The sequence below is a fragment of the Chamaesiphon sp. OTE_75_metabat_556 genome, from assembly GCF_031378165.1.
In the GTDB taxonomy this organism is placed as follows: domain Bacteria; phylum Cyanobacteriota; class Cyanobacteriia; order Cyanobacteriales; family Chamaesiphonaceae; genus Chamaesiphon.
This window is the reverse complement of sequence record NZ_JANNDR010000481.1, coordinates 1-10,880: the sequence shown is the minus strand read 5'-3', so window position 1 is coordinate 10,880 and position 10,880 is coordinate 1. Positions and strand designations below refer to the sequence as shown.

Annotated in this window: 11 protein-coding genes; 6 read left to right on the top strand and 5 right to left on the bottom strand. The window is 44.8% G+C overall.

Going from position 1 to position 10,880, the window contains the following annotated elements; genetic code table 11:
* Window positions 1–27 precede the first annotated feature (27 nt).
* The 4 genes from rpaB to RMO27_RS19430 all read left to right on the top strand — a co-directional run bounded on the left by rpaB (window position 28) and on the right by RMO27_RS19430 (window position 2,259).
* The gene (gene rpaB / locus RMO27_RS19445; RefSeq protein WP_309735620.1) at window positions 28–756 is read left to right on the top strand and encodes a response regulator transcription factor RpaB; all 729 of its coding nucleotides are present in this window, start codon (window positions 28–30) and stop codon (window positions 754–756) included.
* 109 nt (window positions 757–865) lie between these two features.
* Entirely contained in the window at window positions 866–1,546 is a 681-nt protein-coding gene (locus RMO27_RS19440; protein ID WP_309735616.1) for a cofactor assembly of complex C subunit B, read from the top strand.
* Between the two features lie 291 nt (window positions 1,547–1,837).
* Entirely contained in the window at window positions 1,838–2,149 is a 312-nt protein-coding gene (locus RMO27_RS19435) for an AbrB family transcriptional regulator (RefSeq protein WP_309735618.1), read from the top strand.
* A 2-nt stretch (window positions 2,150–2,151) separates the two neighbouring features.
* A complete protein-coding gene (locus RMO27_RS19430; RefSeq protein WP_396133764.1) occupies window positions 2,152–2,259 on the top strand; it encodes an AbrB-like transcriptional regulator in 108 nt (35 codons plus the stop codon).
* Window positions 2,260–2,385: 126 nt separating this feature from the next.
* Here RMO27_RS19430 and RMO27_RS19425 read toward each other — a convergent pair whose 3' ends face one another.
* Complete coding sequence (locus tag RMO27_RS19425) at window positions 2,386–3,660, bottom strand: esterase-like activity of phytase family protein (RefSeq protein ID WP_309735615.1); 1,275 nt, start codon at window positions 3,658–3,660, stop codon at window positions 2,386–2,388.
* A 111-nt stretch (window positions 3,661–3,771) separates the two neighbouring features.
* Here RMO27_RS19425 and RMO27_RS19420 point away from each other — a divergent pair, with 111 nt between their 5' ends.
* Complete coding sequence (locus RMO27_RS19420) at window positions 3,772–4,308, top strand: hypothetical protein (RefSeq protein ID WP_309735612.1); 537 nt, start codon at window positions 3,772–3,774, stop codon at window positions 4,306–4,308.
* An 87-nt stretch (window positions 4,309–4,395) separates the two neighbouring features.
* Here RMO27_RS19420 and RMO27_RS19415 read toward each other — a convergent pair whose 3' ends face one another.
* The 4 genes from RMO27_RS19415 to RMO27_RS19400 all read right to left on the bottom strand — a co-directional run bounded on the left by RMO27_RS19415 (window position 4,396) and on the right by RMO27_RS19400 (window position 9,830).
* The gene (locus RMO27_RS19415) at window positions 4,396–4,599 is read right to left on the bottom strand and encodes a phycobilisome linker polypeptide (RefSeq protein WP_106302456.1); all 204 of its coding nucleotides are present in this window, start codon (window positions 4,597–4,599) and stop codon (window positions 4,396–4,398) included.
* A gap of 303 nt (window positions 4,600–4,902) precedes the next feature.
* Window positions 4,903–5,388 (bottom strand): allophycocyanin subunit beta, encoded by a 486-nt coding sequence (gene apcB, locus RMO27_RS19410; RefSeq protein ID WP_015160896.1) that lies wholly within the window; start codon window positions 5,386–5,388, stop codon window positions 4,903–4,905.
* A gap of 80 nt (window positions 5,389–5,468) precedes the next feature.
* Complete coding sequence (gene apcA, locus RMO27_RS19405) at window positions 5,469–5,954, bottom strand: allophycocyanin subunit alpha (protein ID WP_295621512.1); 486 nt, start codon at window positions 5,952–5,954, stop codon at window positions 5,469–5,471.
* Between the two features lie 303 nt (window positions 5,955–6,257).
* Entirely contained in the window at window positions 6,258–9,830 is a 3,573-nt protein-coding gene (locus RMO27_RS19400) for an NB-ARC domain-containing protein (RefSeq protein WP_309735605.1), read from the bottom strand.
* Window positions 9,831–10,045: 215 nt separating this feature from the next.
* On the opposite strand from RMO27_RS19400, the gene RMO27_RS19395 reads away from it, so the two are divergent.
* On the top strand, window positions 10,046–10,880 hold an 835-nt coding region (locus tag RMO27_RS19395; protein WP_309735604.1), incomplete at its 3' end, for a hypothetical protein.

Sequence of the window (10,880 nt, the reverse complement as noted above, 5' to 3'; positions counted from 1 at the left end):
CACTATACGATAGGAGCTTTGATAAGCTTGGAAAATCATAAGGAAACTATTCTGGTCGTTGATGATGAGGCTAGCATCCGTCGCATTTTAGAAACTCGCCTCTCCATGATTGGCTATGACGTAGTTACAGCGGCTGACGGGGAAGAAGCACTCGAAACTTTTCGCGAAACCTGCCCCGATCTGGTCGTGCTCGATGTGATGATGCCCAAGCTCGATGGCTATGGGGTTTGTCAGGAGCTACGCAAAGAGTCTGATGTCCCGATTATCATGCTGACGGCGTTGGGTGATGTCGCCGATCGGATCACTGGATTGGAATTGGGCGCGGATGACTATGTCGTCAAACCATTCTCTCCCAAAGAATTGGAAGCGCGAATTCGCTCGGTCTTGCGACGGGTGGATAAAAATGGACTCAACGGGATTCCTAGTTCTGGAGTGATCCAGATTGCCACGATCAAAATCGACACCAATAAGCGTCAAGTTTATAAATGCGATGAACGGATTCGGTTGACGGGGATGGAATTTAGCTTGCTCGAACTGCTCGTGAGTCGATCGGGTGAAGCCTTCTCGCGCTCGGAAATTCTCCAAGAAGTTTGGGGTTACACTCCTGAACGGCATGTTGATACTAGAGTTGTGGATGTCCACATTTCCAGACTTCGAGCCAAGTTGGAAGAAGATCCCAGCAATCCCGAATTGATTCTGACCGCCAGAGGGACAGGTTATTTGTTTCAACGGATTATCGAGCCTGATGAACTCTAGGCTTTAGGCTTTAGGGTGGGCGTTGCTCACCCTGATTTTAGTTTGTGTTAACACTGCCATTTTAGTCTATTTGAACTGGTAAAATCTACGGTTGGGAGTAGCGATCGAGATGACAGTAGATAATAATCGGATCGTGCGACTAGTGCCGATTGTGGCTGGGAGCATCGCGGGAACGCTCCTGATGTTGAATCGGGTGCTGACCCCAGAACTGACCAACTCACAGGCGCGATCGGATGCTGTCGGGGTAATTTTGACAGCAGTGTTAATCCTGACGGGATTGTTATGGCAACAAGTTCAACCCAGGCAGCCCGACAGTGTAAGTTTAGAGGGAACAGAAGGCTTTGAACTGTTGCCAACGTTACCAGATGCCCTCAAAATAGAATTGGCGTGGGCATCCCATCTATTACTCACCAATACCGTTACCCGATCGATCGTCGTTTATTACCAAGGGCAAGTATTGCTCCGCCGGGGAATTTTAGCGTCGCAGGCAACAGTGACACCTGGGGCGATCCTCGATCGAGTTTTAACCAAGCAAAAAGCGATTTATCTAGTCAATACCAAGATTTATCCCGGCAGAATTGAGTTTGATTACTTACCCGCAAATACTCAAGGCGTAATTTGTCAGCCAGTAGGTAATGGTGGCGTGATGATTTTGGGTGCAAATGCACCGCGCAGCTATACCAAACAAGACGAAGCTTGGATTGAAGGAATTGCGAACAAATTGGCAAACAGCTTAGAAGCAGCTTTGGCAATTCATGACCCGACCACAAATCTCACCGATCGATCGTGAGTAAGCTAGCCTTTTTGCGCTGACCAAAATTTTAGATAATTAAAATATTTTTAGGATAGATCGTAATTTTAGCAATTATTAAGTGCATAATGAAATTGACATCCAGCTAATTTGATTATGGCTAAAACTAAAGTAGAATCTGCTCCCAAAGGTCTTAAAAATCCTGAAACCAAGAAGGCTACCCCAGCCGTGAAAGCAGAAAAATCGGTAAAAGTAGCTGCAAAAGTCGAGGTATCAACTGAAGTCGTTGACACTGAAACCCCGCTCACAGGTAAGGCTTTACTCCAAAGAATCAAAGAACTGTCCCATCTGGCCAAGCGAGAAACTGCCAAACAATGCGGCTATGTAAAAACTTCCAAATCGGGCGGTGCTCGCACCGATTTGTCTGGGTTTTATGATGCGGTACTGTCAGCCAAGGGCGTCAAATTAGACGAGTCTAGTAGAGACAGTCGCGGCAAGGTTGCGACCTATAAAGCTACCGTGCATAAAAATGGTCAGCTACTAATTGGCTCGTCCTATACCAAAGGGATGGGTTTAAAGGAAGGTGATGTGTTTACGATCAAGCTCGGTTACAAGCACATTCATTTAATTCAAGACAATTAAGTCTGTTATTAATTGGCTCTGATTATACCAAAGGGTTGGGTTTGAAGGAAGGTGATGTCTTGATGATCGATCTCGGTTACAAGCACATCCATTTAATTCAAGATAATTAAGTCGGTTGCGAGTCGATCGGTAATGGCAAAATTAGCTAGCAGTTGTTTGATTGCTAACTGACACCAAACCCGATCTGTGCGAGCTGCGGGTGGGGTTGTGCCCCAGCTCTACCCAACTTTTGAGACTTAGCTCTGCTTGAATTTAAATAGTAAAAACTGGGTGATTTGACGACTGTTGAAATTATTATCGCTAACTAACAGCAGCGTTTGACTCCCATCCGGCAGCCGCCGACCTAAAGCCATCCCTTCAAGATTGTCGATATAGATATCTAATTTCTTGAGATCGAAAGCGAGTTCTTTTTTGATGGGTTGAATGGTCGTGTTACCTTTGAATCTGGCAATTTTGCTAGTATCGGTAGCTCCAGCCATCGTCGCCTGGAATATTTTGACACGGAAGCCAGTCAAGCCAAAGGAGCGTTCGAGAGTCAGAAAATGGCCGCTAGTATCGATCGCTTGGATTTCGGATAAGCCATGCTCGATCGCACCTAAAGGGGGAGAATCTAGCTGATAGAGATGTTCGCTAATAATTTCGGGTCGGTTGCTCAATAAGTAATGCAACCAGCGATTTTTGGCACCAGGAATCTTCCCATTTTCACCGACTTTGGTGACTTCTTTATCTTGGCTTAAGGCTGATTCTGTCGCAGCAAAGAGACGTAATGGTTCGCCACTAGCGGGAAGCGTTCCGGTAGGGCTGAGGGTAATCCCTTCAAACGCAAGATTATTTTGAAAGCCGCGTTTGCCTTCAGTATCAGGCAGATAACGAGTCGGAATTGGCAAGCTTTGTTTGACTTTGCCAGTTTTGAGATCGAATTCGTTCAGAAATGGGAGAATATTTTTGGTGCGATCGCCTTCACTAGAAATATAAACAGATGATTCAGCGGTAATCGCAATCGCTTCGGTATCGGTTTCCTTTGGGGGATAGCGTTGCCCATCGGCATTTTTGAGCACCGTCACGTCGGTGACATCGACTTTATTGAATTTGACCTGTTGGGGATTTTTGGTGTCGAGATCGAGCTTGAGTGTGTAAAATCTCGCTGGCGATTGGTCGCCCCGATCGTCAGAAATCACATAAAAGCGATCGCGTTGGCGATCGTAAGTCAGTCCTGACAAGCCACCGACTAAGGTTTCTTTAACCCGCAAATAGTTGGGAATTTTATATTCGCCAATATACTCGATCGATACTTTGTTGAAAATCCGACTGCTAGCCTCGCTGGGCAAATCGGGACTACAGGAAGTCAAGAAAATTGCTATCCCCACCAAACATAATAACGCCCCCAGTGAGACAGTCCCAGCTAAAATCCAGCTACCAAACTTTTTGCGTTGAGAATTAGGATCGCGCTCTAGATTCATATCGATTTTGGGTGATAATACATAATTAAAGAGTGTCTTAATTGTTGGCATCGCACACAACGATGCGCGGTTTTAGACTCTCATTCTCCATAACTCTAAAGATCGATCCGGCAATCGGATCGGGATCTCGCGATCGATTCTCAACTATCAAATAATTTTATTATGCCTGCATCTCTTCTCTCCGTTCCTAATCATATCAAATTCGATGAAGCGATCGAACTGACCCAATCATTCTTGAGTCAGCTCAAAACTAATGAGCTGACATCTCTTCAAATTCAGGATTTTGTCGCGGCGTTAGTCCAGACAGCCAATGGTGCCAGAGGCTTTTTTGTGACTTATCTGACTTCCCCAGATCCGATTTGTGACGAGCCGCGATCAGAGATTGTTGCCGCTCTACACGCACATCCAGAGATCGCTGCCGATTTACTCGTCAAAAATATCGCGATGTCCACCGCGCAACAACTATATCATCAGCGGCGCAATGACTCTGAGATGGTGACATCTTCAGCTACCGTAGCCATGCGAACGACTAAGATCGTCCAACAATTAAATCTGCCACAGATTCAAACGCTATGTCGGGAATTAGTCGATACTATTCACACTGGGACTGGTTCTTACAATGACTTTTTGACTCGGTGGGGATACGATGAGGAGCAAAAAAACTCGATCGCGCAAACAGTCGCACCGTTAATTGGCTAGCAGTATTTCAAATTTCGATCGCAACACTCAAGATCGAAAAAAGAGGTCGGGTACCCGACCTCTTTTTTTGAGTGATGCTACTAATACTTAAAGTAAGCCAGTGTTAGCACCCTGTTTACCAGTGGCTAATTGGACTTTAATGATTTTACCGCCCATTTTCATGATTCGTTGTTGTTCGCGAAACCAACTATCGTAGGGAACTAATTTAGTAAAATAAGTATTTTGTAATTCGCGCTGAGTTCTGATGCGAGTTTGGCTGGGAACGCAGGCGGTGACTTTGAACATCCGCATGTCGATGGTTCTCCTATTATTATATTTTGGATAAACTATACTAATTTTCGCACTTTTCGGTCGCTGATGCTGTATTCAGTGTGGATAGATCGGGCGTCGATCGCAATACTTTACTAATGTAATGAGATCGTGCAAGCTCTAAATGGCTAAATACATCAAAGTCTGGGAGTCAGCTGTTAATGCTAGACCGTCAAAACTTACCGTAGTTAGACTAGATAAGCTGTTGAAGAGCTAATACTCACAGCGGACTTCCCAGACTCGATCTTACGATCTACTCAGTGACAAGTTAGTTAACTTAACTGACTAGCTCAAGCCAGAACAGATGTAGTCTAAGTAAACACCCATTTCTTTACCAGCATCAGCACCAACTAAACTAGCGGTAACTTCTTTGATGGCTTGGATTGCTTGAACAGTAGCAGCAACAGGTACTCCTAATGAGTTGTAAGTTTCTTTCAAACCGTTGAGTACGCGCTCATCCAAGATGGAAGGGTCGCCAGCTAGCATTGCGTAGGTAGCATAACGGAGGTAGTAGTCTAAGTCGCGGATGCAAGCAGCATAACGACGAGTGGTGTACATGTTACCACCTGGACGAGTGATATCCGAGTACAACAAGGATTTAGCTACAGCTTCTTTAACGATGGTGGCTGCGTTAGCACTGATCGTACCAGCCGCACGAACGCGAAGTTCGCCAGTACCGAAGTAAGCTTTGAGCTTGTCTAACGAGGAAGAGTCAAGGTACTTACCTTGAACGTCGGATGAATTGATAACAGAAGTAATTGCGTCTTGCATGTTCCTAAATTCCTTATCTAGTCTCTTGTTGCTTATGTTGCGAAATTATAATCGTAAGTCGTCAATTAACTAGTTCGGAACTAGCTCATTGCACCGATTAGATAGTCGAAGTAAGCACCAGCTTCAGCAGCGTCTTCACCAGACATCATTGAAGCAGCAGCATCTTTCATCGCACGGACGCCACCAGCGACAGCGTCGATAGGAGTGCCTAAAGATCTGTACATTTCACGCACGCCAACTACACCAATTTCTTCGATCGGAGTAACATCACCAGCAACTACACCGTAAGTGATCAACCGGAGGTAGTAGTCGAGGTCGCGCAAGCAAGTTGCAGTCATTTCTTCGCCGTAAGCGTTTCCACCTGGGGAAACAACATCAGGACGTTGTTGGAACAATTTGTCGCCAGCACCTTTGACTAGACGCTCGCGCGAGTCAGTTAAGGTTTGAGCGATGCGGAGACGACGTTCGCCAGAAGTGACGAAGTTCTTGATCCGATCTAATTCGCCTGGGCTCAGGTAGCGAGCTTCAGCATCTGCATTGACGATCGCTTTGGTGACGATACTCATCGTGGGTGTACTCCAAAAAAGTTTGTGACCAGACTGATATTAATTGCCTCAGAGCCATAGGGACTGAGGTAGATTGCGTTCGCTTATATTACCGATAAGCTAATCACGATCTCTGATACCTTCCGCAAACATTTTCCGGCATTATCACTAGTTTCTGAGCGAACTCGTAATAGTTTGTAACGATCGGGCGGGTGTTGGCGAGTCACAGATCGCCGACTTCTGCGAGAAGTCGGCGATCTCGTAGTAATGCTTTAATTCGAGCTTAAACTAGCAATGTTAGACACTTGAGGTTTTGCCAGTCGCTCAACTCAACCTATTCGTGGTGGATCCTAAAGCCTGGAGAGTGGCTTTTTGTGAGTTAGTTAATCCTGTTATTTTATCGATCTGCATTCCTTCGTAAGGGCGGCGGGGTTTCCAAGTGGCGAGACATTTGGCGGCTGCTAGATCCCAAACTTTAATAGTTTCATCCAAACTACCAGTAAAAGCGAGAGATTTGGGCGATTGCCCTTCTGGCAATCGAATATTCCCGACATCTAGAGTATAGATTAAACCACGATGACCTGTGAGGGTTTCGAGACATTTTCCACTTTTAATATCCCATATTTTGACAGTTCGATCGACTCCAACACTAACGATCGATCGACATTCAGTGCTAAACTTTGCTCTCAGAATTGGCTCTTGATGGCCGACAAAGGTTTGTAAACATTCACCTGTTGCTACTGACCAAAGTTTGATAGTTCGATCGTAACTCGAACTGACTAACCACTGACCATCGGCACTAAATGTAACCGACCAGACACTATTTTTATGCTCGCTGATATTTCTAACACATTCACCCGATCGCGTGTTCCAGAGTTTAATCTTACCTGCAAATTCACAACTTGCTAACAGTTTGCCGTCGGGACTAAAATCGACACAAACTACTGGGCTTTGATGTTCTGAGAGCGTTCTCAAACACTCTCCAGTATCAATATTCCAGATCTTCACCGTTTGGTCGTAGCTACTACTTGCTAATGTCCGACCATCTGGACTAAACAGCACCCACCAGACCCAGCTATGATGTCCTCGTAATGTTTGTAGACAATTGCCCGATCGCCAATCCCATAATTTGATAGTATAGTCAGCACTACCGCTAGCCAATAATCGATCGTCTGGACTGAAGTTTACCGACCAAACGCGATTGGTATGTTCGCGCAAAGTTTGGGTTATTTTACCACTATTGACATCCCAAACTCTAATCGTATTATCTTCATTCCCACTAGCTAATCGATCGCCATAATGATTTAAATTAACGGATAAAATTGCATTAGTGTGTCCGACGATTGTATTGAGACAACGTCCCCGTTTGAGATCCCAGATTTTAGTATGGTTGTCATCGCCACCAGTAGCGATTTGGCGACCATTGGGATGAACAGCAATAGTCCAGATTCGGTTGCGATGTCCGAGTAGAGTTTTTAGACATCTACCACTATGAACATCCCAAAGTTTAATCGTTTTATCGAAACTACAGCTAACTAATTGTTGACCGTCTGGACTAAATGCGATCGCGCTGATGGGTTGTTGGTGTCCGGTTAATGTGTGGGTACAAATCCCCAACTTCAAATCCCCAACTCCTTGGAGAAGTTGGGGATTTTGCTTGGCGACATCCCAAATTTTAATCGATCGATCGTAGCTACCACTCGCAATCGATCTACCATCAGGGCTAAAGGCGACAAACCGCACCCAAGCGGTATGAGCTTGCCAATCAACCAAACATAAACCCGTAGCGAGATCCCACAGTCGCATCGTCAGATCTTCACCACCACTAACTAGCGTGTTACCATCGGGGCTAAAGGCGATCGACCAGACTCGACCCTGATGTCCTGATAAAGTCTGGATTTCGGGACGGGAATTATTTGGAAACGTCCGCCAGAGACGAATCGTACCATCTTGTGACGAACTGGCAATAATTTGTCCGTCAGGACTAAACATGACCGCCTTAACTGAAAAAGTGTGTCCGGTATATGTCCGCAAACATTCACCCGTGGCGACATTCCACAATTTCACCTGATGGTCGTCGCTAGCACTGGCGAGATATTGCCCGTCGGGACTAAAATCGATCGCCCAAGTCCAGTGTTGATGCCCTTGACAATTAACGTATTTTGTGAATGTCAGAGCACCCCAAATCTGAATATCGCCTTTGGTATCGCTAGTGGCTAAATATTTGCCATCGGGACTAAAAGCAATCCCCACTACACCGCCAAAGGTTTCGGCAAAAGCGGTTTGACTGATGTGGCTGCTCGTAAAATCGACATCGTGTAGGGTGGCATTCCGCAGGTATGCCTGACGAATCGCTAGGTGCGAAAAATTAAAACCTTGGAGATCGGTTTTCAGGTGACAAAATAAATTGAGCAGATTTCCCGCCGCATAACCAGCAATCTTGTCGGTTTGCTGGCGTAGGCTAGTCAAGATCTTGTTAAGGTGCCGTTCGAGATGAAATTGAGTCGGAAAGTGCGCCAACAATCGATCGATTAAAGGCTGTAAAATTAGTTGAATTTGGGCATCCCGCAGGTAATCTTTAGTGTGCGCTTCGATGAGAGCATGGGTGCTAAATAGCTCCAATTCTCCCATAATAATTTCTCGCTCGATCTGTTGAATAAACCGTTGGGTGACATACTCCATAATCACGGGTTGTTGTGTCAAGCCCCGCTCGGTAGTTTCGATCGAGGATCGATCGTGTAGTGCTTCGAGAGCTGCTAATAAAATCGGTAGCGTTGTCGCTGGCAAAAATTCTGCTTGCAATCGCGCCGGAGTCACACCTTCGCGATTAATTGCCAACCAGTACATCACCTGCTGTTGCAGCGGTGAAAACCTGTCGAACTGTTGCCCCAACAAATCCTGAAGACTGCTAAATACTCCCGTACCTGCGGCTAAAAATGCCTGAATATCACCACCAAAGAGGTTTTGAACTGTTGTCGCGACTAGCTTGAGCGCGAGGGGATTACCAAAAACATACTCGATCAGATGTTCTCGATCGAGGGTTGGCGATGCCAAGCCTTTGTCGATTAAAATATGGTGGGCATCAACAGCCGTGAGTCCAGAGAGTTGCAGCGATCTGACCGGCAAATGTGTACCTTCCCGCACAGTCACACCATGAGGTTTTTCCCTACTAGTGATTACCAGACAACTCTGATGGCTTTCGTCACTGACCCGCTGAAAAATCTCCCCATAGCCTTCATAACCCGCCAAGTAGCAGCCATGGCGATCGCCAGATTGCAAAATTGACTCGACATTATCAAACACTAACAGACAGCGTTTTTGGCGCAATTGCTGCATTAAAAGATCGATCGAACTCTCCTGTACCTCAGCACCAACCAAAATCGGTAAAATTTCATCCAGCAAATCATTCGGTGAGATCGCCTGTCGCAAACTCCGCCAGATCGCATATTCAAACTGAGACTCTAACTGTCGCGCCAGTTTCACCGAAAGAGCCGTCTTCCCAATCCCACCCCATCCAAATATCCCCACCACCCGACAACGACTATCCAAGATCCAATCGTGCAGTGTTTGTAAATTAGTTTCTCTACCGTAGAAGTGGGAAACATCGATCGCATCACCCCAATTGGTAATCGTTAAAGATGTTTGGTAACGCTGAAGGATCGAGCAGAGATTACTTTTAGAAACTTTTTGGCCGACGATTGTCGAGAGCAATTGCCACAAATGCGATGCCGCCTGTTTGATATATTCCGGCTCATAACCCAGTTCTCTCCCGATCTGCTGATAAGAATTACCTTTCCAGACTGCCGACACGATCGCTGCTTGGATCGTTTTGAGCGATCCGCGTTGATGCTGTTCCAGCAATCGATCGATAATTCTGAGAGCTTCTTGTCCGGTCATTTACCTGCGATCGCTCTGCGAAGTTGGTATTGAGATAGAAGCAGTATATCTCGATCGACCGATGTAGCATATAAGCTGCATCGCAGATAATTTACATTATTTAATATTCTCAGAAGATAATTACTTACTTTTTGTTACTTTTTCATACTGACAAATTGATCGGGTTCGAGTAGACTTCAGAAACAAATTTATTTTCAAAACTTGAAGTGTTTTTCATGAAAAAATCATGCTTGGTGTTAGCTATTGTTACTAAATCTTTAATTGTATCTTCATTCAGTATTTTTACTGTTGCAGGATTATCTCAGCAAGCACAGGCATACAATCTTGAAGCTTGTGCTAAAGATCCGATGATAAGAAAGCCTGAAAAGATAGATCTACTTCATCCTGTCGATCAGAAGATCATAAATTGTATTCCCAAATTAGATTCAATTGCCAGTCAATGGCAATCAAAATCAAATAGTATGCTATCTACTATCAATCAAGTAAGGATAGGTAATGATGGTGAGAACAATATTGAGAAGCTCGAATATGACGTAATTAGCAATACCATTTCTTTTGTTTTAAGGGTTAAGGCTAAACATACTTGGAAAGTAACAATTCCTGAAGTAAAAGAACGTGTTCCAATTCCTCAATTTAAGACAAGACAAGAATGTTCTATCCCCTTGATGGGTCAAACTGGATGCAAAAAAAAGGTGTTTGGTGAATGTTTATTGCCTACATTTGGTCAGGTTGGCTGTAAAAAATGGGTGGGAGTTAAAGTTCCAGATGGAGTTAAAATGGAGATGCGGATAATATCTCCAGAAAAAACTATAACAGAATCTGCTTCTACTACCTGTAAGTATGATTACACCTTCAATCTTTCTACAACAGAACAAAAGCCGATATTCAACTGTGGTCAAGGAAGCCTTGGTAATCTTAAATTAGATGCAAGCGCAATTACCTCTATCCTAAATGGGCAGATGCCCACATTAGGTAGCTTGATAGGTAGCGTAGATTTAACACCCCCAGGATTTAAAGATGCTAATCGCGATGAGTATGATAGTGTTAAAC

Bases quoted from the DNA above. Each gene is read 5' to 3' on its own strand.
- RMO27_RS19440 (WP_309735616.1), top strand. From the start codon at position 866: ATGACAGTAGATAATAATCGGATCGTGCGACTAGTGCCGATTGTGGCT.
- RMO27_RS19425 (WP_309735615.1), bottom strand. From the start codon at position 3,660: ATGCCAACAATTAAGACACTCTTTAATTATGTATTATCACCCAAAATC.
- RMO27_RS19420 (WP_309735612.1), top strand. From the start codon at position 3,772: ATGCCTGCATCTCTTCTCTCCGTTCCTAATCATATCAAATTCGATGAA.
- RMO27_RS19415 (WP_106302456.1), bottom strand. From the start codon at position 4,599: ATGCGGATGTTCAAAGTCACCGCCTGCGTTCCCAGCCAAACTCGCATC.
- apcB (WP_015160896.1), bottom strand. From the start codon at position 5,388: ATGCAAGACGCAATTACTTCTGTTATCAATTCATCCGACGTTCAAGGT.
- apcA (WP_295621512.1), bottom strand. From the start codon at position 5,954: ATGAGTATCGTCACCAAAGCGATCGTCAATGCAGATGCTGAAGCTCGC.
- RMO27_RS19400 (WP_309735605.1), bottom strand. From the start codon at position 9,830: ATGACCGGACAAGAAGCTCTCAGAATTATCGATCGATTGCTGGAACAG.